Here is a 21,993-nt window from a genome sequence, read left to right as displayed (position 1 = left end):
GGGTCAGATGTCGCCCGTCGCGACCGGGTTGGTCGGGTCGGCGACCCAGTTCGACCACGACCCGACATAGAGGGCGGCGGGGATGCCCGCGAGGTTCAGGGCGAGGATCTCGTGCGCGGCCGTCACCCCGGACCCGCAGTAGGCGCCGACGTCCAGCGCGTCGGTCGCACCGAGCTGCGCGAACCGCTCGCGCAGCAGCCCGGGCGGCAGGAACCGGCCGTCCACGCCGACGTTCCCCGACGTCGGGGCGTTCCGCGCGCCCGGGATGTGCCCGGCGACCGGGTCGACCGGCTCGGTCTCGCCGCGGTACCGCTCGGCGGCGCGGGCGTCCAGCAGCACCCCGGCCGTCGCCAGCGCCCCGGCCCCCTCGGCGTCCAGCACGGGCAGCCGGCCCGGCCGGGCGAAGAAGTCGCCCGGCTTCACGTCCGGCTCGTCGGTGGTGACCGCGAGGCCCGTCTCCGTCCACGCCCGGTAGCCGCCGTTCAGCACGCGGACCCTGTCGTGGCCGAAGTAGCGCAGCGACCACCAGACCCGCGCGGCGGACATGGAGTCGGCGTCGTCGTAGACCACGACGAGCCGGTCCCCCGACACGCCGGCGCGGCGCATCGCGGCCTCGAAGTCCCCGGACGCGGGCAGCGGATGGCGCCCGGCGGGACCCGGCGGCCCCGCCACGTCGCGGTCCAGGTCGACGAACACGGCCCCGGGCAGATGGCCCTTGCGGTAGGAGTCGACTCCCGGCGGCCCCGCCAGATGCCAACGCACGTCCAGCAGGACCAACGGGGTCTGCTGCCGGAGCAGCCGGTCCAGCGCGGGCACTTCGATGAGAGGGTGCACATCGCCAGTTTGACCTTCGGCGCCCGGATTGAGGAGGGGCTCGGCGGGGTTCGTCACAACCCGCAGCCTACGCATCACCGGCCCCGGGACACGCCGTGACCAGCAACGATTCCGCGACGTCCCAGGTCAGCGCCGGGCCTCCGGGGGCACGGGATCAGGGGCGGGTCGCCGACAGCAACGGGACGATCTGCTCGGCCGCGGCGAGGGAGCCGTGCATGCCGACCATCCGGTTCAGCCACGGCTCCCGCTCGGACGCCACGATCGCCAGATCCCCGTGCGGGACGGCGATCACGTCGCCGATCCGGTCGGCCATCCCCGGGGCGAGCGGCCCGAACCAGCCGCCGGCCACCGCCCGCGCGCGCGGCACGACCCACGCCCGGTCGCCGACCAGCGCGGTCCACGCGGCGAGGACGTCCTCGTGGGCGCCGGGCTCGCTGTAGACGTACCGGCAGCGCGCGTCGCCGCCGAGCAGGGCCACGCCCTCGCCCAACTCCGGGACGGTGTCGGCGTCGATCCGCTCGGACGGGTCGACCATGCCGTGGTCGGCGGTCACGTACAGCGCCGAGCCCGGGGGCAGGACCGCGGCGAGCTCCTGCACGAGGACGTCCACGAACCGCAGCTGGTGCCGCCACTCGGCGGACCCCGCCCCGAACTTGTGCCCGGTCGAGTCGAGGTCCGGGTGGTACAGGGTCACCAGCGACCGGTCGCCGCGCCGCAGCGCCCATTCGGCGCGCCCCACGAGCTGCCCCAGGCTGTCGGCGGCCACGTAGTCCGCGCCGCGGGCCGTGGCCCGGCTGAGCGGCGAGTTCCGGTACAGGCCGAGCGACACGTACGCGGTCGCGACGCCGTCCGCCGCCGCCCGCTGGTAGATCGTCGGCGCGGGCTGGAAATGCTCCGGATCGACCGCGTCGTCCTGCCAGCGCAGGCAGTTGAGCAGCCGGCCCGTCCCCGGGACGGCGACCTGCAGGCCGAGCAGCCCGTGCCCGCCGGGCGGCAGGCCGGTGCCGAGCGACGCGAGGCTCGTCACGGTCGTCGCGGGAAACCCCGCCGTGATCGGGCCGCCGGCCATCGCGGCCAGGTACGGCGCCTCATCCGGGTGGGCGCGCAGCTGCTCCCAGCCGAGCCCGTCCACCAGCAGCACGCAGGCGCGCGGCAGCGCGGGCAGGCCCAGCACGTTCACCGCGTCCGGGACGCCGAGCGCGGCCAGCACCGACACCGGGACGTCGGCGAGCGCGCCCGACCCGTACCGCGGGACGGGCGGCGCCGGCGGCGCGGTCACCGGGCGGTCGCCGCGGACAGCTCCTCGGCGAAGGCCAGCACCTGCGCGACGGCGTCGGCGCCGTCGGCGGCCTCGCTCACCCGCAGCGACAGGTCGTCGGCGGTGACGCTGCCGGTGTAGCCGTGGTCGGCCTCGCAGTTCTCGTCGCCGCAGGTCGCGGGCTCCAGGTCGATGTGCGCGATCGCGCCCCATCCGATCGTCAGCACCACCTCGGTCGGCGGCACCCCCGGCACGTACGAGGCCGGGTCAGGGACGACGCGCGTCACCGCGACCGACTGGACCCGCTCCAGCTTCACCGCCTCGGTCGTGGTGGACGCGTGCGGGCGCTCCATGCCCTCGCCGGGCGGGTGCTCGTCGGTGTGGCACACCAGCAGCCGGGACGCGGACAGCACCAGCACCGTCACGTGCCGCCGCACCTCCATCGCGGGGTCGAACGTCGCCTCGTGGTGCACGACGTACGCGGCGACGCGCTCGTCCCCTATGGCCGACTCGACCGCGTCCGCGACCAGGGCCGGGTAGTAGCCGCTGCGCTCGATCGCCGTGCGCAAACCATGAGCGGTCGCTCGGGTTTCCCTCATGCCCCTATCCTGCCCTGTCCGGGGCGCCACGCGCACATGCCCGGCGCGGCGCGGAGCGGTCCGGAGCGGCGCGGCGAGAGGCCGCCCGGCACGCTCCGTAGCGGCCCGATCGCGCCCGGCGGGCTCGGGCCGCACGGGTACCCGATGGGCACGCGGGTATGTCAGTCCCATGGACGAGAGAGATCCGCTGCCGACCCCGCAGCCGGTGCCCCCGCCGACACCGGACCCGGCCCCCGCACCGGAACCGCTGGTCCCGCCGACCGAGCCGCCGCCCGGCCCGATGCCGGGCCCCGGGCCCCAGCCGCCGCGGCCCGTCCCGCCCGGGCCCGCGCCCGACCCGGTCCCGCCCGGTCCGCCGCCGGAGCCGACGCCGCCGGGACCCGCGCCGCAGCCCACGCCGCCCGCGCCGGACCCCGACCCCGTTCCGCCCGGTCCCGAGCCCGATCCGGTCCCGCCGACCCCGGCGCCGAGCCCGCCCCCGCCGCCCGGCAAGCCCTAGGCCGCTTGAGGGCAGGCCCTAGAACTGCCGGAGGCGGCGCGGGCCCAGCTCCGTGCGCGGCCCGAGCGGCCGCTCCAGGCTGAGGGCGACGTCGCGCACCGCGACGCCGGACGCGTCCGCCATGACCGGGTTCAGCTCGAGCCGCGCCACCTCCGGCAGGTCGTACCCGAGCCGGGACACCCGCAGCAGCAGCTCCTCCAGGGCCGCGACGTCCACCGGCTCCGCGCCGCGATGCCCGAGCAGCAGCGGCGCCGTCCGGACCGCCCGGATCAGCTCCGCGGCCTCCACATCGGTGAGCGGCCCGAGCCGGTAGGCGCGGTCGTCCAGGAGCGCGGCGGTCTCGTCGGCGAGGCCGAACGAGACGACCGCGCCGAACGACGGGTCCTCCATGGTCACGACCCGGGTCGGCACTCCCCCGGCCGCCGCGTCCGCCGAGACCGCGATGCCGTAGCAGCCGAGCAGCTCAGCGGCCTGCTCCGGCGTCGCCCGCACCGGATCGCCCGACCCCAGCCATCCCTCGACCAGCGCCCGCGCGCGCTTGCGGTCGGTCCCCGCCAGCTCCGGGAGGCGGCCCAGGGGCGTCCGCCGCCACTGCGCGTACTGGATGACGTAGGCCAGCGCGCGCACGGCGTCCTCCGGCGCGGCATAGGACGGCACCGACCCCTCCGCCGCCATCCCGTCCGGCCCGGTGATCCGCAGATCGTCCGGCATGCCCTCCGACCCCAGGTACGTCGCCACGATCGGCTTGCTGCCGCCCGCCGCCAGCCGCAGGATCTTCTGCGGGACCCGCACGTCGTACCCGCCGATCGTGGGCGGGGTGAACAGCGCCACGATCGCGTCCACCGAGTCGTCGGCCAGCGCGCCCGCCAGCGCGGCCTCGTAGTCGTCGGCGTCCGCGCGCGGCCCGAGGTCGACGCGCGGCCGGACCTCCAGGCCCAGGGCGACCGCCGCGTCCTGCGCCAGCAGCCCCAGCGAGTCCGAGTTGTCGATGATCGCGATCCGGTCGCCGGACGGCAGCGGCTGGTAGGCCAGCAGCTGCGCCACGTCGAACAGCTCCGCCAGGTCCTCCACCCGGATCAGGCCCGCCTGCTGGAACAGCGCACTGACCGCGTGATCGGGCAGGGTCAGCGCGCGCGCCGCGTGCCCGATCGGAACACCCTGTGTACTGCGCCCGCTCTTCACCGCCACGATCGGCTTGCGGCGGCCCAGCCGGCGCGCCAGCCGCGCGAACTTGCGCGGGTTCCCCAGCGACTCCAGGTAAAGGAGGACGGCCTTGGTCGCCGGGTCCTCCTCCCAGTACTGCATCAGGTCGTTGCCGGACACGTCCGCCCGGTTCCCCGCGGACACGAACGTCGACAGCCCGAGGCCGCGCTCCGCCGTCCGCTGCAGGATCGCGATGCCGAGCGCGCCCGACTGCGAGAAGAAGCCCACCGGGCCCCGGCCCGGCATCGTCGGCGCCAGCGTCGCGTTCAGCCGCACGTCCGGGTCGGTGTTGGCGATGCCCAGGCAGTTCGGGCCGACCACCCGCATCCCGTAGGCGCGCGCCAGCCGCACCAGCTCCTCCTGGTCCGCGCGTCCCTCCGGGCCCGTCTCACCGAACCCCGACGACACCACGACCAGGCCCCGCACGCCCTTGCCCGCGCACTGCTCCACCACCTCGCGGACCGTGTCGGCGCGCACCGCGACCACCGCGAGGTCCACGTCGTCGGGAATGTCCAGGACGGACGCGTACGCCCGCACCCCCGCCACCGCCGTCGCCGTCGGATGCACCGGATACACCGGCCCGGTGAAGTCCCCGCTCAGCAGGTTCCGCAGCACGGTCTGCCCGACGCTGTGCTCCGCCCGGCTCGCCCCGACCACCGCCACCGACTCCGGGAACAGCAGCCGCTGGATCGACCGGGACTCCGCCCGGTGCTCGCGCGCCGCCATCACCTCCACGGACGTCTCCGTCGGCTCCAGGTCCAGGACGAGCTCGATCACGCCCTCCTCGAACCGCTGCTCCGCCCGGTAGCCCGCCTCGCGGAACACCCGCGTCATCCGCCGGTTGTCCGGCAGCACGCTCGCCACGAACCGGCGCACCCCGCGCTCCCGCGCCGCCGCCGCGATGTGCTCCAGCAGCACCGCGCCCAGGCCCCGCCCCTGGTGGGCGTCCTCCACCAGGAACGCGACCTCCGCCGTCTCCGGCCGGTCGCTCAGCAGGTCGTACCGGACGACCGCCACCATCTCCTCGCCGATCGTGGCGATCAGCGCGACACGCCGGTCGTAGTCCACCCCGGTGAAGTGCTCCACCTCACGGTCCGTGAGATACGGGCGCGGCGAGAAGAAGCGGTAGTAGATCGACTCCGGCGACAGCCGCGCGTAGAAGACCCGCAGGAGGTCGCCGTCCTCGCTCCGGATGGGCCGCAGATGCGCCGTCCCGCCGTCGCTCAGGACGACGTCGGCCTCCCACTGATCCGGATAACCCTCGGTCACGTACCCGAGCGTAAGGCACGCGGCGCCGCCGGCACCCGGAGGAAAAACCCGCGTTCCCGGGTTTCGCTGCGCGTTCGAGACCTAATCGGGGGCCCGGAGCTGTTACGGTCGTTCCACGCCCTGAATGCCGCTCGCGCGGGCCGTGTTGATCGAGGTGATGACTCCATGACGCGCGTGGTCGTGGTCGGCGATCTCATGACAGATACCGTGGCTCGTGCCGCGTACCCCTTGGCGAAGGGCAGTGACACGCCCGCCGCCGTGACGACCCATGGGGGAGGTTCGGGCGCCAACGTCGCGTCCTGGCTCGCCCTGGAGGGGATCGAGGTCGCCTTCGTCGGCCGCCGAGGCTCCGACATCGCGGGCCGCAACCGGGACATGGAGCTGATGGGGTACGGCGTCGACGCCCGCCTCGTCATGGACCAGGAGCGCCCGACCGGCACCTGCGTGGTGATGGTCACCCACAAGGGCGACCGCACCATGCTGTCGGACCCCGGCGCCAACGCCGCCCTCCTGCCCGAGGACATCGAGCGCTGCAAGGACCTGTTCTCGCAGGGCACGCACCTGCACATGTCCGGCTACTCGCTGATCACCGAGGGCTCCCGCAAGGCCGCCACCCACGCCCTCGACCTGGCCCGCCAGGCGCAGATGTCGGTGTCGGTCGACGGCGGCTCGTCCTCCCCGCTCAAGCGGATGGGCGCCGAGCCGTTCCTGGAGTGGACGCAGGGGGCCCGCCTCCTGATCGTCACCGCCAAGGAGGCCGAGATCCTCACCGGCCGCGAGAATCCGGCGGCCGCCGCGAAGGTGCTCACCGCCTGGTACCCGCAGGTCGTCATCAAGGTCGGCGCCGACGGGGCCCTCTGGTACACCAACGGCCGCCCCGAGCCCGTCACGGTCGCCGCGGAACCGGTCGAGAAGGTCGTGGACGGCACCGGCGCGGGCGACGGGTTCGTCGCCGGGTTCCTGCCGCCGTGGCTGGACGGCAAGCAGCCCGCCGACGCCCTCACCGCCGGCTGCCGGCTCGCCGCCCAGGCCACCCAGCACCTCGGCGCCCGCCCCTCCCTCGACGTGGTCGACAACCAGATCAAGTAGAGGTGCTCATCCAAGCCCGCGTTGCGACTGACAGGTTGTCTCGCCGCTCCGCTAGCGCTTCGCGCGAAACCGCCTGTCAGTCGTCGGGTATGCCCGCTGCGCTCGCCGGCGCTCGCTCCGCGTGCCTGCCCGTGGCGACGGCTGGGCTTCAGTCTTCCGTGCCGTTCTCGACCGGCTTCGCCGGTCAGGCGAGGGGGGTGTAGGTGCGCACGTCCTCGTGGACGGCGGCCCAGAGGCGGTTCAGCGGGTGGCCGGCGTCGTAGCGCTCCAGGTCGGCGCGGCGGACGAACGCGCCGGTCATCAGCTCGGCCTTCGGCTCGAGGTCGTCGTGCAGGCCGATGGCGCGCAGCGGGGCGGCGTCCGGGTCGTCGCGGCCCGCCATGCCGCGCCCGATCGAACCGGTGACGATCATGCAGCCGCGGACGAAGCCGGAGCGCAGCAGCGACAGCCCGTAGTGCACGTCGTCGATGTCGGCGACGACGTTCAGCCGGTCCCGGAACGCGGGGCCGTACCAGGTGGCCAGCAGGTCGGCGACGAGGCCGGCGGGAGGCAGCACCAGCGGGACGCGGCCGAGCCGGCTGGTGCGGACCGGCCCGTCCGGCAGCTCGCTCTCCGGCAGGTTCGTGAGCAGCAGCGCCTGGCCGCGCGCGTACTCGATGACCTCGTACTCCTTCAGCCGCTGGTCGCCCTCGGCCGTGCTGACGATGCTCCCGCACACCAGGTCGACCTGCTTGGTCTCCAGCCGGGACCACAGGTCCTTCGTGCGCACGTGCGCGACCTTGAACTCGACCTCGCGCTGGCGGAACTCCTCCGAGACCCGCGCCCACGCGCGGGACACGATCGGCAGCGTGAACTCGGTGGTGCCGACCGTCAGCATCCGGCCGAGCCGGCGGCGGCTCCAGTGGATCGACTCCAGCCAGTTCGCGATGGTCGTCCGCGCCAGCTCCACCGTCGTCTCGCCGGTCGGGGTGAACAGAAAGTCCTTTCCGCGGCCCTGCCGGACCGTCAGCACCTCCCCGCACAGCGCCTGGCTGTTGCGGTTGAGGGTGTCCAGCTGCTTCTGGACGCTGGACTGCTCCCGCCCGAGCGCCCGCGCGGCGCGCAGTGCCGACCCCGTCTCGTGGACCACCAGCAGCGTGCGGAGCTGGTCGAACGTGGTGTCCAGCAGGCCGGGCGGGCAGTCGAGGAGCGCGTCGAGAGTCGATGACACGGGGAGGGACACTACTACCTCGCTCCTTCGCCCCGCCGAAATGGCCGTCCGTTCATCTGAGCGGGAAATGATGACATTTCCCGCTCAACTTATCTCAAGATGTTCTCTCAAACAGCTGGACAGGGTTTTCTAACCTCTAGAACACTTTCCTTCCGTTGCCACCCCGTACCCGAGGAAGCCGACCGTGACCCCGACCGCCCCCGCGCACCCCGTCCCGCCGACCGACGGCGCCCCGCCGGAGAAGATCGCCGTGCCGATCGTGCCCTCGCTCGCCGGACCGCACCCGGGCGACCGGCTCGTGTACTCGGCCGTGCGGGCCGAGCCCGCCGGGCGGCGCACCCACCGGCCGCGCCCTGCGGGCGGCGCTCCCGAGGGCGCGGGAGGCCGCCCCCTGCGGTCGCACTGACCCCGGTTCGCCGCGGCCCTTCTCCGCCGCGGCGCCCGGACCGGTCCCCGGTCCGTGCGCGGGGCCGCGCGCACGGGCCGGTCCATCCGCTCCGCCCGCGCCTACAGGGGCGCGCGGGCGGCGCCTCGCGGGCAAGGCCGGGCCGCCCACAGGCCCGGCCCCCCGGAAGACCCCCTCCGAAAGGCACAGCCCCGCCTCCTCTCCCCTCGGCAAAGAGCCTGCCCGTCTCGCTGTCCAGCGACCCCGCCGCACCCGGCCTGGAGTCCGCGCCGTTCCTCGTCGCGCACGCCTCCAGCCGCGACGCCTCGCTGAAGGCGACCCTGCAGGCCTGCGACCTGCAGTGGCGGACGCCGAGCAGCAACCGGTGACCCGCCTCCAGCCGATGCAGCCGCCCCTCGAAACCGACCGCACCCGCCACCACGCCCTCACGACTAACCGGGGTCGCCCCCTCAGAACTGCCCGTGGCCGGCGCCAGAACCCAAAGCAGGGCAAGGCCGCCGCAACCCCTCGGGCAGCCCCGCCACGGTCTCGAAACCGGCCTCACCGGTTCGGGGTTGATCCTGGGCGTTGCTGCCGGGGCCGGCGTGGTCGGTCTTGTGAGGCGGGCTCGTTTCGTCGGTGGGGCTGGTGGGAGGGTGGGGACTGCGGGGAACAGGTCACGTGTCGTCCGGCTTTGTCATCGACGGGCGGTGAGCGTCCGGTCGGGGCGCCCTCGCACGAGCGAAGGAGAGAAGAGCGGCCATGCGTGCTGTGAGATTCGCCGAGTACGGTGCTCCGTCCGTCCTGAAGGTCGTGGAGACCGACGTCCCCGAGCCCGGGCCCGGCCAGGTCCGGGTGGCCGTGCGCGCCGCCGGGGTGAACCCGATCGACGTCAAGGTGCGTTCGGGTTCGATGTCGGGCGGTGAGCCGCTGGCCGCGCCGCGGTCGCTGGGCTCCGAGGTCTCCGGCGTCGTGGACGCCGTCGGCGACGGGGTCACGGACGTGTCGGCGGGCGACGCCGTGGCCGGGTGGCCCATCGGCGGCGGGTACGCCGACTACGCGCTGCTGTCGGTCTATGCGGCGAAGCCGGACGCCCTGACCTGGGAACAGGCCGCGGCGCTGCCCGTGGCGGGCGAGGCCGCGCTGCGCTCGCTGCGCGCCCTCAAGCCCGGGCGCGGAGAGACGCTTCTGATCAACGGCGCGTCCGGTGCCGTGGGCGCCCTCGCGACGCAGATCGCCGTCGCGGACGGCGTGACCGTCATCGGCACGGCCGGCCCGGCGAACCTTGACCGGGTGCGGGCCTTGGGGGCGGCCGCGACCACCCACGGCCCGGGTCTGGCCGACCGCGTGCGCGACCTGGCGCCACAGGGCGTGGACGCGGTCCTGGACGCGGCCGGGCACGGGGCGCTTCCGGACGCGATCGCCCTGCGCGGCGGCGTGGACCGCGTGGTGACGATCGCCGACCCGGCCGCCTTCGACCTCGGCGTCCCGTTCCTGTCGGGCGGCCCGGAGGACCAGACCGCGGAGGTGCTGCGCACGCTGCTGGAGGCGGCGGCGCAGGGCCGGATCACCCCGCCCGCCGCCCAGAGCATGCGCCTGGACCAGGCCGTCCAGGCGCACGAGCTGCTGGAGGCGCGCGGCTCCGGCAAGATCGTCCTCATCCCCTGACGCCCTCCCGGCCTCTCCGCCTCGCGCGAGGCGGAGAGGGGTCGCCGGCGGTCGACGAGGGCCGCTTCGGCGAGGCCGGTCTCGTGCAGGAGGGATCAGTTGGGGGTGGCCAGGGTGAGCGGGAGGATCGCTTGGGCGCCCGCCTCCTTCAGCAGGCGGGTGGCGACGGTCATGGTCCATCCGGTCTCTATCCGGTCGTCGATCAGGAGGATGGGGCCGGACGCCTCCTTGGCCGCGATGGCGACGGGTTCGGGCAGCGTCAGCGAGTTCCAGACCGAGCGGAGGCGCTGGGCGCTGTTGTGACGGCGCGGGACGGATTCGCCCACGGGGACCATCTCGCCCAGGTAGGGCAGGCGGCCGATCTCGGAGATGCGCCGGCCGAGGGTGCCGACGAGGCGAGGGCGTGAGCGCGAACCGATCGTGACGATTCCGGTCGGGCGGGCCGGCCAGTCCCAGGCGGCGAGGACCTTGACGACGGCGTCGACCATGTCGGCGGGGACCTCGGTGTCCGCGGCGGCGAACAGCTCGCGGAGCCGGTTGCCCCAGCCGATGTCGGTCAGCCGGCCGAGGGCGCGTCCCGTCTCGGCCTGCTGGTCGGGCTTGATGCGGCCGGAGACGCCGAGGTCGTCCTTGACGCCGGTCGGCCACATGCGGCGCGGTGCGACGTCGACGCCGGGCCGGTGCAGGCGGTCGCGGGCCCGGTTCGCGCCGTCGGCGGTGACGTCGGCGGGCCAGTGCTCGCCGGTGCAGTTGTCGCAGCGGCCGCAGGGCGCGGCGGCGGGATCGTCCAGCTGCCCGCGGAGGAACTCCTCGCGGCAGGCCGCCGTCGTGATGTAGTCGAGCATCGCCTGCTGCTCGCGGCGGCGTTCGGACGTGACGCGCTCGTAGCGTTCGCGGTCGTAGGCCCAGGGGTGGCCCGTGGATGTCCAGCCGCCCTTGACGCGGCGGACGGCGCCGTCGACGTCGAGGACCTTCAGCATCATCTCGAGGCGGTTGCGGCTCAGGTCGACCTGGGGTTCGAGCGCGCCGGTGGACAGCGGGCGATCGGCGGCGTCCAGGACGTCGAGGGTGGTGCGGACGACGGTCTCCGGCGGGAAGGCGAGGCTGGCGAAGTAGGCCCAGATCTCGCGGTCCTCCCGGCCGGGCAGCAGGATCACCTCGGCGCGGTCGACGCCGCGCCCCGCGCGCCCGATCTGCTGGTAGTAGGCGACCGGGGACTGCGGGGCGCCGACGTGCACGATGAAGCCGAGGTCGGGCTTGTCGAAGCCCATCCCGAGCGCGCTGGTGGCGACGAGCGCCTTGAGGCGGTTGCCCTGCAGGTCCTGTTCGGCCTGGAGGCGTTCGGCCGGCTCGGTCTGGCCGGTGTAGACGGCGACCTCGTGCCCGCGGTCGCGGAGGTAGCCGGTGATCTCGTGGGCGGCGGCGACCGTGAGGGTGTAGATGATGCCCGAGCCCGGCAGGGACGCCAGGTGCTCGCCGAGCCAGGCGATGCGCTGCTCGGCGGTGGGCACGGCGACGACGGCGAGGCGGAGGGACTCGCGTTCGAGCGGGCCGCGCAGGACGAGGGCGTCGTCCCCGGCGAGCTGCTCGGCGACGTCCTGGGTGACGCGGGCGTTGGCGGTGGCGGTGGTGGCGAGGACGGGGATGCCGGGCGGGAGCTCGGCGAGCAGGGTGCGCAGCCGGCGGTAGTCGGGCCGGAAATCGTGCCCCCAGTCGGAGATGCAGTGCGCCTCGTCGACCACGACGAGGCCGGCGCCGGCGGCGAGCTGCGGGAGCACCAGGTCGCGGAAGTCGGGGTTGTTGAGGCGCTCGGGGCTGACCAGCAGGACGTCGACCTCGCCGGCCTCGACCTCGGCGAAGATCCGCCGCCAGTCGTCGGTGTTGGCGGAGTTGATCGTGCGGGCGTGGATGCCGGCCCGGTCGGCGGCCTCGATCTGGTTGCGCATCAGCGCCAGCAGCGGTGAGACGATCACGGTGGGGCCGGCGCCGCGCTCGCGCAGCAGCCGCGTCGCCACGAAGTAGACGGCGGACTTGCCCCAGCCGGTGCGCTGCACCACCAGGGCGCGGCGCCGCTCGACGACGAGCGCGCTGATCGCCGTCCACTGGTCGTCGCGGAGCCGGGCGTGCTCGCCGGCGAGGGCGCGCAGGCACCGCTCGGCATCGTCGCGGAGTCCGTCGGGATTGCTCATGCACCCTTGGTATCAGCGGCGGCCGAGCGGTCGCACCAGAACATCGTTCTGTGGATAAACCGCCGAGGACCCACCGGTGACCGCGGGCGGCGCCATGGGTAGCCTGCCTGGAAGATCGATTTCACGGCGAATCGATTTCACGGCGGAAGGGACAGCGGCGGGGGATGGGCGCGGCGGAACGCTTGCGGCGGACGTGGCAGGTCCTCATGGACGGCTCGCCGCCCGAACTCCCCGAGGACGAGCCGAGCGAGGTCGTCGACCCGCGCGCGGTCGACCTCGTACTGCGCGTCGGCGAGCTCCTGCTGGCCAGCGGCGAGACCACCGAGCGCGTGAACGAGGCGATGCTCGGCCTGGCGGTCGCCTATGAGCTCCCCCGGTGCGAGGTCCAGGTGACGCTCACCAGCATTCTGGTGTCGGCCCACCCCGGCAAGGGCGCGCCGCCGATGACGGGGGCGCGGGCCATCCGCCGCCGTACGCCCGCCTATTGGCGGCTCACGAAACTGCACGCGCTCGTCCAGGAGGCGTCCATCGGGATGCTGGAGCTGGACGAGGCCCACAAGCAGCTCGCGCAGATGAAGAGGGAGCGCGGTCCTTACCCGGCGTGGCTCATCGTCGCGTCGCTGGGGCTGATCGCCGCCTCGGCCAGTGTCCTGTCCGGCGGCGGGCCGCTGGTGGCGGGGACGGCGTTCGTCGCGACGCTGCTGGGCGACCGCACCGCCGCCGCCCTCGCCCGCCGCGGCATCGCCGAGTTCTTCCAGCTGACGGTGGCCGCCGCCATCGGCGCGGCGGGCGCCGCGATCGTGGTGGCGGCGGGCAACCCGCAGCACGCCTCGACCATCGTCACCGGTGCGATCCTCGCCCTGCTGCCGGGCCGGCCCCTGGTGGCCAGCATCCAGGACGGCATCACCGGGGACCTCGTCAGCGCGGCCGCGCGCGGGCTGGAGGTCTTCTTCATGATCGCGGCCATCGTGGCGGGTCTCGGCGCGGTGGTGTACGTCGCGGTGAACCTGAACGTGCCGATCGACGTGAGCCACCTGCCCACCGCCCCGGCGACGCTCAAGCCCGTCCCGCTGATGGCGGCCGCCGCCGTGTCGGTGACGTTCGCCGTGTCGCTGGCGGCGCCGCGGGACGTGCTCCTGGCGTCGGCTCTCGGCGGGGCGCTCATCTGGACGCTCTATGTGATGCTCCGGGGGTGGAACGTTCCCCCCGTGCTGGCCTCGGCGGTGGCGGCGATCATCGTCGGTGTGCTGGCGAACTGGCTGGCGCGACGGCACGGCGCTCCCGTCATGCCGTACGTGGTGCCGGCCATCGGGCCCCTGCTGCCGGGGACCGCGCTCTACCGCGGGATGGTCGAGCTGAACACCGGGTCCCCGCAGTCGGGCGTGCTGAGCCTCATCACCGCCCTGTCGGTGGCCCTCGCGCTGGGCGCCGGCGTCAACCTGGGCGGCGAGCTCGTGCGCGCGTTCCAGCGCGTCGGGCTCACGGCGGGCGGGCGCTGGGCGCGTCCGGCGGCCCGCCGGACGCGCGGCTTCTGACCGTCAGGCGCCTCGCACCACCGGAAATGTCGGTGGCGGACGTTACGTTCGCCGCATGTACCGACAGGGAGACATCCTGATCCTGCCCGTGCCCGAGGGCGAGGTCCCGCAGTCCGTCCGGGACCTGCCGCCGTCCCCGCGGGACGGCAGGGGGCGCATGGTGCTGGCGCTGGGCGAGGCCACCGGTCACGCGCACGCGCTCTCGGCGCCGGGTTCGCTGCTGCGGGTCCCCGACCCGCTCGCTCCCGACCACCTGCATCTGCCGTCCGGTGGCCGGCTCGTGCACGAGGAGCACGCGGCCATCACGCTGCCCAAGGGCTGGTACAGGGTGATCCGGCAGCGCGAGTACGTGCCGGGCACCGTCCGGGTCGTGGCGGACTGAGGGGCGTGCACATGGTGACCGAGACGCGGCGCGAGACGCACTTCGTGGTCGGCGACTGGCAGGCGGACGCCTTCCGCACCGACCCCGCCGACCGTGTGCGTGCCGAGGCGGGGGTGGCCGCCGCCTACGCCGCCGCCGGCCTGGCCGCGCCCGAGCGGTTCGTGTGGGTGCCCTCCCCCGCGCGCGGGGCCGTCGCGGCCGCCGTGCTGGGCGGGCAGGAAGCGGCGTTGCGGAAGGCCGGATTGGACGACCTGCTCGAGCGGGCCCGCGCCGACCTCGGCGAAGGCCCCGCGGGCGCGAGCGTGCTGGCGGAAGTGCGGACCCGGCCCTGGGAGGCCGAGCGAACGGCGGTCTGCTCCGAGCAGGGGCCAGAGCAGTGGCCGCGGACCTGGGGCGAGACGGGCGGGCTCCTCTGGAACCAGGTCCAGTCGCTGGTCGCACGCGTGCGCGGCGCCGTCGGCGAACAGGCGCAGGGCCGGTCCGCCAAGTCGGGCAACCTGCTGCCGACGCCGGAGGAGAACGCGGCCGAGGGCGTCCTGCGCTCCGCGACGCTCGACGCCGTCCTGGGCCAGCACGACGCGCCCTGGCTGGCGCTGTTCGAGTCCGTTGGCCGGTTGGACGGGCCTCTCGCGGGCCTGGCGGAGGCCGCTCGTTCGTCCGGCTGGTGGTGGCCGTACGAGCGGTTGGTCATCATGTCGGAGCGCCCCTGCGAGCTGCACCGGGACGAACCGGGGCGGCTGCACCGCGGCGACGGCCCGGCCCTGGCCTACCCCGACGGGTTCTCGTTGCACGCCTGGCGTGGCATGCCGATCCCGCCCGACTTCGTGGCCTCCCTCACCGGTCTCACCGCCGGGCGCATCTCCGCGGAGGAGAACGCGGAACTGCGCCGGGTGATGCTGGAGATCTTCGGCTACGACCGCTACCTGGCGGAGACGGGCGCGCGGCCCCTGCACCAGGACGAGACCGGCGTGCTGTGGTCGATCGACCTGCCCGGCGACGAGCCCGTCGTCATGGTGGAGGTGGTCAACTCCACGCCCGAACCCGACGGGACGCACCGCACCTACTACCTGCGGGTCCCGCCGTCCACCCGCACCGCGCGCGCGGGCGTCGCATGGACGTTCGGCGTCGACGAGGCCGACTACCGCCCGCAGAAGCAGACCTGAGCCCCCTGGACGGCGGCCTACGGCGGCCCGCGCCGTCCGTCCTCGTGGCGGGAGCCCCTTGGTAGCACTTCCCCAGTCACCAAGGGGCGCCCGCCCGCTCCCACCCGCCGCTCATGCCCGCCACTCAGGGGGTCGCGGCCTGCGCCCAGGTGACCTTCCCCTCCTCGGTGGGCCGCCAGCCCCATGAGCGGGACAGCGCTCCGACGATGAAGAGCCCGCGGCCGCTTTCGGCCTGCATGTCGCGCGGGGCCTCGACGGGGCCGTCGGGGTTGTCGTCCCACACCTCCACCATGGCCGTCTTGTCGTCGGGCAGGTACAGCACCAGGGTCACGGTTCCGGCGTGACGGATCGCGTTGGTGACGAGCTCGCTCGCGATGAGCTCGACGTCGCCCGTCGTGTCCGGGCGGTCCCAGCCCTCCAGGACGACGCGGACCACGTCGCGTGCCGCGCGCACCGAGGTGTCCGCCGGCTTCAGCGCCAGAATGAAGTGGGGGCGTTCGAGATAGTCCACGGCATCGCCTAACGGTCGCCTGCTATCGCCAGCATGCGCCCTCCAGGGCGGTCGTGCACGGGATCCTTCCCCGACGCCATGACCGTCCGTGCGGCTCGACCACCGCCTGATTCGTTCACTGTTCGCAGTCATTCAGCTCCGTGTGGTGACCATGCGGGACCATCCACAGCGTGGCGGGGCGAGCGGAGAATTGCAAGATGCCGCAGGACGCCCGTCACGCCCGCCCTCCGAGGGCGCCGGGGCAGGTCGCAGGGATGGGTCACCTCGCGGCTACATCTCGCCGAGCAACGCGGGGATGCGTTCCAGGACGCCGCCGGCGAACGTGTCATAGAGGCCGAGAGGCTCCAGGTGGACATAACCGATGTGACAGTCGCACCTATCCAGCGGGCAAGGGCGCGGGGCGAGGGCGTCGCGGAACGAGCCGTCGTAGAGGTTGCCCAGGACGGCCGGGACGAAGTGGCAGCGGCGCACCGTGCCCTCGCCGTCGACCGACACGACGGTGTCGCCCGTGCGGCAGGCGAGCCCGCGGCTGGCGTGCGGGTGGCGACTGACCGGGAACAGCGGGTCGAGCACGGTCCAGGCTGCGGCCTCCTCGTCGCTGTAGGCACGTCCCTCGGCGGCGTTGACCCACAGATAGGTTCCGGCGGGCAGTTCGGCGCGGAGGCGGCGCGCCGTGTCCAGGTGTTCGGGCTCGCCGACGATTCCGACGCTGTGCCGTACACCGCGCTCGGTCAGCTCGCGGCATTTTCCAAGGAAGCGCTCATAGGGGACCTGTCCCGGGTGGTACGTCGCCCATAGAGCGAGCTTTGACAGGTCCGCCTCGGAGGTCCACGACGCCCGGTGGCTGAGGTTCGTCTGGATCGCGACGCGCTCGACGTGCGGCAGGCGGCTCAGTTCGGTGAGGGCCCGCCGATACCAGGACCTGACGAGCCCTTCTCCCCATGGCGTGAAAAGCACCGACACACGGTGCTCCTGATCGGCCACCCATGCGGTGAAGCGTTCGAGGGCCGCACGGTCCGCGCGCAGCTGTTCCGGTGTGTCGCGGCGTTTGGCGAAGGGACAGTAGGGGCAGTCGTAATCACAGCTGGCGAGCGGACCCCTGTAGAGAATCGTGAGGTGCTGCATCAGCGCGCCTGGTAGGAGGCCATCAGTTCCCGCACGCCTTCCGAGAACAGTCCGGGTCCGATGGCGTCGGAATGGGCAAGCCCCTCGGGGGTCAGTTTGAGAGCGGTCTCGGTCGTCTCCAGCCAGCCGAGGTCGTCGAACGGTTTCAGGCCCGTGGCGAAGTCGGCGCATGGGTCGGTACCGAAGCGGGACCTGTAGGAGCCCCGGTCGAGCCCGTTCGCTTGGAGAAGCGACTGGAGGAGATGGCGGCGGCGCTGCTCCCGCTCGTCCAGCTCGAATCCGACCCGTGCGGTGGTGAAGTCCTCTTCGCGCACGTAGTCGTCGATGATGGACCTGACGTGCCGCTGCTCCACCGCGTACTCGAACGAGTAATGCAGGCCGGCCGTGTAGGAGCGTGCTCCGCAGCCGAGGCCGACCATGCCGTCGGTCTGGCAGCAGTACTCCGTGCCGCCGGCCGACCGGTCGGGCAGCCGGAACATGCGCATCGAGACCTGCTCATAGCCTTCGCTCAGGAGATGGTCACGGCCGAGCCGGTACAGGGTGAGGCGCTGGTCGTCCCACTCCTGCGGGCGGCGCCCAAGGCCCGTGAGAGGGCGGACATAGAGCGGATAGAGGTAGAGCTCTTCCGGACGCCATTTCAGTGCGGCGTCCAGGGAGTGCAGCCACGTGGCGGGCGTCTGCCCGTCGATGCCGTAGATGAGGTCGATGTTGAGCGTGGGGAAGCCGACGGCCCGGATCCGGTCGAGCGCGGCCTCCACCTCCGCGCGCTTCTGCGGGCGCACGGCGGCGCGGGCCTCCGCGTCGATGAAGCTCTGCACCCCGATGGAGACGCGGGTGGTGCCGTGCTCGGCGAGCACCGTCAGCCGGTCGGTGGTCGCGGTCGCCGGGGACGTCTCCACTCCCAGCGGGATCTCGCCGAATCCGGCGAACCTGCCGGCGATGCCGCAGAGCCGTTCCAGTTCCGCCGCGGTGAAGTAGGTGGGGGTGCCGCCACCGAAGGCCGCGGTGGCGAACGAGGCGCGGTCGCCCAGTGCCTCCAGTACGGCGGTCGCCTGGCGGTCGAGAGCGTCAAGGTAGGCGCCGGTCAGTTCCTCGGGAGCGCCGGTGCGCGTGAAGAGGTTGCAGAACCCGCACCGCATCTCGCAGAACGGCACGTGCATGTAGAGGAAGAGCGCGTCCGATGGTTCCGCCGACCACACCTGCCGCAATGCGGGTTGCGGCGTCAGCGGCCGGTAGGCGGTCTTGTGCGGGTAGGCGTAGACGTACGCCTGGTAGGGGGCGGTGGTGGTCACGATAGAACGAACTCCCCGTACGGAACGGTCCACACGACTTCGTGGCCGATGCGGTGACCGGTGTGGCCGTCCTCTCCGTACGCCGTCCCGTGGTCGGAGCAGACGATGACGAAACAAGGACGGCGCATCAGGTCGAACAAGCGCCCTATATGAGCGTCGACGTGGCGGAGGGCAGCGGCATGACTTGCGCGCGTGTCCCCGTGCGCGCGCGTACCGCCGTCCAGGTAGAACCAGTTGGGCTGGTGTAGGGACGCGACGTTCAGCAGCAGGAACAGACGGCGGTCGGCGGGCAGTCGCGCCATGACGTCGGCGATGCGGTCGATCTGGTTGGGCAGCGACGCCGGGTCCGCGACGCCGAACCCGGGCTCCCAATGGCTCTCGGCGAACAGCGACGGAAGCGCGGAGCCTAGCGGTGTGAGCTTGTTGAAGAAGCCGACGCCGCCGACGCAGACCGTGTGGTAGCCGGCGGACGCGAGCCCGGTGGGCAGGTCGGCGGCGTCGAACGTCCACGTTCCGGTGCCGGTCGTCTCGCTGCCCGGGAACGCCCCTGCGAACAGGCGCGGATGCAGGCCGGGGGCGGCGGGCGTCGGCAGGAAGCCGGCCAGCATCGCGGTGTGCGCGGCATAGGTGAAGCTGCCGGGCGTGTGGCGGCGCTCCCAGGCCCCCCCGGGAAGGACGGAGGCCAGGGTGGGCGTCTCGCCGACGGACGCCAGTTCGGCGGCGACGTCGTAGCGCAGCGTGTCGAGGGTCACCAGCAGCACGTCGTGGCTGCCGATGACCTCGTTCATGTCGTACATGCGGGGGCGATCTCCGGCAAAGCGGCTCTGACCTGGGCAGTGTAGGTGTCCAGCCCTTCGGCCGGGCCGCCGGCCAGGCCCGTGAGCCCGGGGAGCAGGTCACCGAACGCGTTGACCTCGCACACGGCGAACCGCTTCATGCCCTGGAGCACGAGCAGGTCTACGCCCACCATCGGGCTTCGTGGGAAACAGGCTGCCGCCCGCGCGCACACGTCGAGCGCCCGGAGCCAACCATCCGGCCCGAGCGCGCGCCGCACTGCCGCCAGGTCGCCTCGTGCACCCCCGAGATGCAGGTTCGTCATGGGGCTGCGGCTGGTCCGAACGACGACATGCGTGGGGATACCGCCTAGGACGACGACCCTCAGGTCGAAGACGCTCCCGCCCAGTGCCGCCTTCGGCAACCACCGCTCAACATGCAGACCGTCGGGAACGAGCGCGTCGATGAGCGCCGCGACGTCCCGCTCCGTCTCGTATGCGCGAACCCGCAGTGAGTTGAACAGACCGGCCTCGCCGATCGCCGCCGAGGTGACGGCCCGTACGCGGCCGTCGGGCGCGGCCTGCAAGGCGACCACGCCGGACGCCGACGAGCTGTGCGCCGGCTTGACGAAGACCCGCCGCTCCCCCAGCTCGTCCATGTGCGCGCGCAGTTCCTCATAGGAGCGCACTGGTGGGAGCGCCTGCGGAACGGGTACGCCCGCCGCCGCCATCCGCGCATGCGATCGTCGCTTGTCGAACATGACCGCGATCTCGTCGACGTCGCCGAGGAGACGGGCGCCCGCGCGCGCGGCGGCGCCCTCAATGCGGTGCAGCGCTGCGACGAATGTCGAATACCAGCGTGCGCCCCCGCCCACACGGGACGGGTCACCGGGACCGCGCAGGAGCGCGTCCGCCGCCGGATCCTCCCCGGGGGAGTCGATGCGGAGTACGTCGCCGGAGTCCAGTGCGAGGTCCACGCCGTGCAGGACGTCCGTCCAGGCGATGAGCCGCGGCTCTGGCAGGCCGCACGACCGGCACGCCTGGGCGAACAGCGCGGGACGCCGGTCGCCCGGCGTCCCGACCACAACGAAGCTCATCGGCCCACCGTGTGGCGCACGCTCACTCCGCCACCGCGATGTAGTGCCACTCGCCGTCCGGCTTCTCCTGCTCGCTCAGGTCGACCTTGACCCCGGGGAACGCGGCCTTCATGCGCTCCACCATGGCGTCGGACAGGAAATGGTGGTGCAGGTCCAGCTTGCGCAGGTGCGTGAGGGGCTGCCCGGACAGCAGCGCCTCGGCGCCCTGGTCGGTGAGGATGCCCATCGCCAGGCTCAAGGTCTCCAGCCGCGCCACGATGGGCGCGCCCGCGACCGCCGCCGCGATCTCGTCCTGGATCTGGCTGTCCTCCAGGCCGAGGTGGCGCAGCGCGGGCAGCCGTTCGCCGGACAGCAGCGGGGCCAGGTCGGCGACGGTGGCGTCGCCGCCGTAGTTGTCCTCCCCGAGCCACAGGTCGAGGCGCTCCAGGTTCGGCAGCTCGCTCGCGCCGACGGCCCGCACGATCGTCGCGGGCAGGCCGCCCGACTCGAACCGCAGCACGCGCAGGTGCTCGCTCTTGATCGGTGACAGGACGAGGCCCTGCGCGCCGCGGATCTCGAAGCGCTCCAGCTCAGGGAACGCGGCGAACAGCGGTGAGACGTCCCCGTGCTCGATCCACGAGATCTCCGCCTCCTCGCCGGTGATGTCGCCGAGGAAGAGCGCCTTCAGCTTCGGGAAGGCCGCGGCGTTCTCGCACAGCAGCGCCGCGGGGTCGGCGACGGCCTCGTCGTAGGACGCGCCCCAGTAGCCGATGATCAGAGCCGTGATCTCCGCGGTGTCGACGGTCTCCAGGAACCGCGCGAACGTGTCGGTGAAGGGCTCCTCGTCGAACATCGTCCCGACGTACCAGGCGGCCTCGCCGGCGGGCGGCAGCTCCTCGTCGGCCTGCTCCTCGCCGACCGCGTCGTCGTCCTCCTCGGCGGCCACCCCCGTCTCGCAGTCGAAGGTGGCCACCGGTAGGCCGGCGTACTCCTCTAGATGCTGATAAACGCCCATGGGTCCCTTTCGCAGGTTCGTTGGGTCCCTGTCCTATCAGGACCGGCCGACAGACCGCGCCGCTTTCGGCGCGCCGCCGCCCCAGGGCGCCGCGGCGCCGCTCAGGACGCCATCAGCACCGAGCCCTTGTACTTGTCCTGCACGTACTTGCGCACCTCGGGCCCGTGCAGGAGCTGGACGAGCTTCTTCACGCGCGGGTCGTTCGCGTTCTCCGGCAGCGTGACGATGCCGTTGGCGTAGGGGTTGCCCTCCGGCTTCTCCGCGGCGAGCGCGTCCTTGACCGGCGACAGGTTCGCCTCAAGCGCGTAGTTGCCGTTGATGACCGCGGCGTCCACGTCGTCGAGCGAGCGGGGCAGCTGCGCGGCCTTCAGCGGCTTGAACTTCAGGTGCTTGGGGTTGCTCGCGACGTCCTTCTCGGTGGCGCTCGTGGGCGCGCCCGGCTTGAGCGTCAGCAGACCGTTGTCGGCGAGCAGCTTCAGGGAGCGCCCCTCGTTCGCCGGGTCGTTCGGCACCGCCACGGTCGCGTTCTGCGGGAGCGCCTGCAGGCTCTTCACCTTGCTGGAGTACACGCCGAGCGGCTCGAGGTGCACCGGCGCGACGAACGTCAGCTTGGTCCCGGCCTTCTTCTCGTACTCCTGCATGAAGGGCACGTGCTGGAAGTAGTTGGCCGTGACCTGCTTCTCCTTCAGCGCGGTGTTGGGCTGCTGGTAGTCGTCGAACGTCACGATGTCCAGCTTCAGCCCGGCCTTGGCCGCCAGGTTGTCCTTGACGTACTTCAGGATGTCGCCGTGCGGGACGGGGTTGACCGCGACCTTCAGCGGGGCGTCCGGATCGTCGGACGCGCCCGAGGAGCCGCAGGCCGCCAGGCCCGCGACCAGGCCGACGGAGGCAAGGGCGATGGTGAGCTTGCGAAGCACG

20 protein-coding genes are annotated in these 21,993 nt (G+C 73.1%); 7 read left to right on the top strand and 13 right to left on the bottom strand.

The annotated features are described in order from the left end of the window. Positions 1 to 3: 3 nt before the first annotated feature. The 3 genes from J4709_RS16985 to J4709_RS16975 form a co-directional block, all read right to left on the bottom strand. Positions 4 to 834, bottom strand: a complete 831-nt coding sequence (locus J4709_RS16985; RefSeq protein ID WP_307801304.1) for a sulfurtransferase — start codon at positions 832 to 834, stop codon at positions 4 to 6. A 154-nt stretch (positions 835 to 988) separates the two neighbouring features. Beyond that, positions 989 to 2,113: an alkaline phosphatase family protein gene (locus J4709_RS16980; protein ID WP_208241811.1), complete on the bottom strand. Its 1,125-nt coding sequence runs from the start codon at positions 2,111 to 2,113 to the stop codon at positions 989 to 991. After that, positions 2,110 to 2,691: a DUF5998 family protein gene (locus J4709_RS16975; RefSeq protein WP_208241808.1), complete on the bottom strand. Its 582-nt coding sequence runs from the start codon at positions 2,689 to 2,691 to the stop codon at positions 2,110 to 2,112. Before J4709_RS16975 ends, J4709_RS16980 begins: the two co-directional genes overlap by 4 nt. Positions 2,692 to 2,860: 169 nt before the next feature. On the opposite strand from J4709_RS16975, the gene J4709_RS16970 reads away from it, so the two are divergent. Further along, positions 2,861 to 3,190, top strand: coding sequence for a hypothetical protein (locus tag J4709_RS16970; protein ID WP_208241806.1), 330 nt, complete (start codon positions 2,861 to 2,863; stop codon positions 3,188 to 3,190). A gap of 18 nt (positions 3,191 to 3,208) precedes the next feature. On the opposite strand, the gene J4709_RS16965 is transcribed toward J4709_RS16970, so the two are convergent. Continuing rightward, positions 3,209 to 5,662, bottom strand: coding sequence for a bifunctional acetate--CoA ligase family protein/GNAT family N-acetyltransferase (locus J4709_RS16965; protein WP_208241804.1), 2,454 nt, complete (start codon positions 5,660 to 5,662; stop codon positions 3,209 to 3,211). Between the two features lie 165 nt (positions 5,663 to 5,827). Here J4709_RS16965 and J4709_RS16960 point away from each other — a divergent pair, with 165 nt between their 5' ends. Beyond that, on the top strand, positions 5,828 to 6,751 hold the full coding sequence (locus J4709_RS16960; RefSeq protein ID WP_208241802.1) for a carbohydrate kinase family protein: 924 nt from the start codon (positions 5,828 to 5,830) through the stop codon (positions 6,749 to 6,751). A gap of 184 nt (positions 6,752 to 6,935) precedes the next feature. On the opposite strand, the gene J4709_RS16955 is transcribed toward J4709_RS16960, so the two are convergent. Further along, entirely contained in the window at positions 6,936 to 7,961 is a 1,026-nt protein-coding gene (locus J4709_RS16955) for a LysR family transcriptional regulator (protein ID WP_208241800.1), read from the bottom strand. A gap of 184 nt (positions 7,962 to 8,145) precedes the next feature. Between J4709_RS16955 and J4709_RS16950 the strand changes: the two genes are divergently transcribed. Together J4709_RS16950 and J4709_RS16945 are read left to right on the top strand one after the other, a co-directional pair. Beyond that, positions 8,146 to 8,367, top strand: coding sequence for a hypothetical protein (locus J4709_RS16950; RefSeq protein WP_208241798.1), 222 nt, complete (start codon positions 8,146 to 8,148; stop codon positions 8,365 to 8,367). A gap of 741 nt (positions 8,368 to 9,108) precedes the next feature. Further along, complete coding sequence (locus tag J4709_RS16945) at positions 9,109 to 10,014, top strand: quinone oxidoreductase family protein (RefSeq protein ID WP_208241796.1); 906 nt, start codon at positions 9,109 to 9,111, stop codon at positions 10,012 to 10,014. A gap of 95 nt (positions 10,015 to 10,109) precedes the next feature. Here J4709_RS16945 and J4709_RS16940 read toward each other — a convergent pair whose 3' ends face one another. Continuing rightward, positions 10,110 to 12,203 carry a RecQ family ATP-dependent DNA helicase gene (locus J4709_RS16940; RefSeq protein ID WP_208241793.1) on the bottom strand — a complete coding sequence of 698 codons (2,094 nt, stop codon included), beginning with the start codon at positions 12,201 to 12,203 and terminating at the stop codon, positions 10,110 to 10,112. A 164-nt stretch (positions 12,204 to 12,367) separates the two neighbouring features. Here J4709_RS16940 and J4709_RS16935 point away from each other — a divergent pair, with 164 nt between their 5' ends. From J4709_RS16935 to J4709_RS16925, 3 genes are read left to right on the top strand one after another with little or no spacing between them, the layout of a single operon-like run. After that, a complete protein-coding gene (locus tag J4709_RS16935; RefSeq protein ID WP_232383619.1) occupies positions 12,368 to 13,738 on the top strand; it encodes a threonine/serine exporter family protein in 1,371 nt (456 codons plus the stop codon). Positions 13,739 to 13,793: 55 nt separating this feature from the next. Continuing rightward, complete coding sequence (locus J4709_RS16930; RefSeq protein ID WP_208241791.1) at positions 13,794 to 14,120, top strand: DUF8820 family protein; 327 nt, start codon at positions 13,794 to 13,796, stop codon at positions 14,118 to 14,120. An 11-nt stretch (positions 14,121 to 14,131) separates the two neighbouring features. Then, on the top strand, positions 14,132 to 15,283 hold the full coding sequence (locus J4709_RS16925) for a DUF6745 domain-containing protein (protein WP_208241788.1): 1,152 nt from the start codon (positions 14,132 to 14,134) through the stop codon (positions 15,281 to 15,283). 124 nt (positions 15,284 to 15,407) lie between these two features. Here J4709_RS16925 and J4709_RS16920 read toward each other — a convergent pair whose 3' ends face one another. The 7 genes from J4709_RS16920 to J4709_RS16890 form a co-directional block, all read right to left on the bottom strand. Continuing rightward, positions 15,408 to 15,794 (bottom strand): ATP-binding protein, encoded by a 387-nt coding sequence (locus J4709_RS16920; RefSeq protein WP_208241786.1) that lies wholly within the window; start codon positions 15,792 to 15,794, stop codon positions 15,408 to 15,410. 270 nt (positions 15,795 to 16,064) lie between these two features. Next, complete coding sequence (locus J4709_RS16915) at positions 16,065 to 16,919, bottom strand: STM4011 family radical SAM protein (protein ID WP_208241784.1); 855 nt, start codon at positions 16,917 to 16,919, stop codon at positions 16,065 to 16,067. After that, positions 16,919 to 18,211 (bottom strand): STM4012 family radical SAM protein, encoded by a 1,293-nt coding sequence (locus J4709_RS16910; protein ID WP_307801303.1) that lies wholly within the window; start codon positions 18,209 to 18,211, stop codon positions 16,919 to 16,921. Before J4709_RS16910 ends, J4709_RS16915 begins: the two co-directional genes overlap by 1 nt. Then, positions 18,208 to 19,008, bottom strand: a complete 801-nt coding sequence (locus tag J4709_RS16905; protein ID WP_208241780.1) for an STM4013/SEN3800 family hydrolase — start codon at positions 19,006 to 19,008, stop codon at positions 18,208 to 18,210. Before J4709_RS16905 ends, J4709_RS16910 begins: the two co-directional genes overlap by 4 nt. Continuing rightward, positions 18,996 to 20,081 carry an STM4014 family protein gene (locus J4709_RS16900; RefSeq protein ID WP_208241778.1) on the bottom strand — a complete coding sequence of 362 codons (1,086 nt, stop codon included), beginning with the start codon at positions 20,079 to 20,081 and terminating at the stop codon, positions 18,996 to 18,998. Before J4709_RS16900 ends, J4709_RS16905 begins: the two co-directional genes overlap by 13 nt. A 22-nt stretch (positions 20,082 to 20,103) precedes the next feature. After that, positions 20,104 to 21,075 (bottom strand): STM4015 family protein, encoded by a 972-nt coding sequence (locus J4709_RS16895; protein WP_208241776.1) that lies wholly within the window; start codon positions 21,073 to 21,075, stop codon positions 20,104 to 20,106. Between the two features lie 101 nt (positions 21,076 to 21,176). Beyond that, entirely contained in the window at positions 21,177 to 21,992 is an 816-nt protein-coding gene (locus J4709_RS16890) for a MetQ/NlpA family ABC transporter substrate-binding protein (RefSeq protein ID WP_208241774.1), read from the bottom strand. Position 21,993 lies beyond the last annotated feature (1 nt).

Source organism: Actinomadura violacea (genome assembly GCF_017573465.1).
Taxonomy (GTDB): Bacteria; Actinomycetota; Actinomycetes; order Streptosporangiales; family Streptosporangiaceae; genus Spirillospora; species Spirillospora violacea.
Note: the sequence above shows the minus strand (reverse complement) of the source record. Positions and strands in the feature narration are given on the sequence as shown.

Excerpts from the sequence above, each read along its gene's own strand:
- J4709_RS16975 (WP_208241808.1), bottom strand. The coding sequence starts at position 2,691 with ATGAGGGAAACCCGAGCGACCGCTCATGGTTTGCGCACGGCGATCGAG.
- J4709_RS16970 (WP_208241806.1), top strand. The coding sequence starts at position 2,861 with ATGGACGAGAGAGATCCGCTGCCGACCCCGCAGCCGGTGCCCCCGCCG.
- J4709_RS16960 (WP_208241802.1), top strand. The coding sequence starts at position 5,828 with ATGACGCGCGTGGTCGTGGTCGGCGATCTCATGACAGATACCGTGGCT.
- J4709_RS16945 (WP_208241796.1), top strand. The coding sequence starts at position 9,109 with ATGCGTGCTGTGAGATTCGCCGAGTACGGTGCTCCGTCCGTCCTGAAG.
- J4709_RS16940 (WP_208241793.1), bottom strand. The coding sequence starts at position 12,203 with ATGAGCAATCCCGACGGACTCCGCGACGATGCCGAGCGGTGCCTGCGC.
- J4709_RS16935 (WP_232383619.1), top strand. The coding sequence starts at position 12,368 with ATGGGCGCGGCGGAACGCTTGCGGCGGACGTGGCAGGTCCTCATGGAC.
- J4709_RS16930 (WP_208241791.1), top strand. The coding sequence starts at position 13,794 with ATGTACCGACAGGGAGACATCCTGATCCTGCCCGTGCCCGAGGGCGAG.
- J4709_RS16925 (WP_208241788.1), top strand. The coding sequence starts at position 14,132 with ATGGTGACCGAGACGCGGCGCGAGACGCACTTCGTGGTCGGCGACTGG.
- J4709_RS16915 (WP_208241784.1), bottom strand. The coding sequence starts at position 16,919 with ATGCAGCACCTCACGATTCTCTACAGGGGTCCGCTCGCCAGCTGTGAT.
- J4709_RS16905 (WP_208241780.1), bottom strand. The coding sequence starts at position 19,008 with ATGTACGACATGAACGAGGTCATCGGCAGCCACGACGTGCTGCTGGTG.
- J4709_RS16900 (WP_208241778.1), bottom strand. The coding sequence starts at position 20,081 with ATGAGCTTCGTTGTGGTCGGGACGCCGGGCGACCGGCGTCCCGCGCTG.
- J4709_RS16895 (WP_208241776.1), bottom strand. The coding sequence starts at position 21,075 with ATGGGCGTTTATCAGCATCTAGAGGAGTACGCCGGCCTACCGGTGGCC.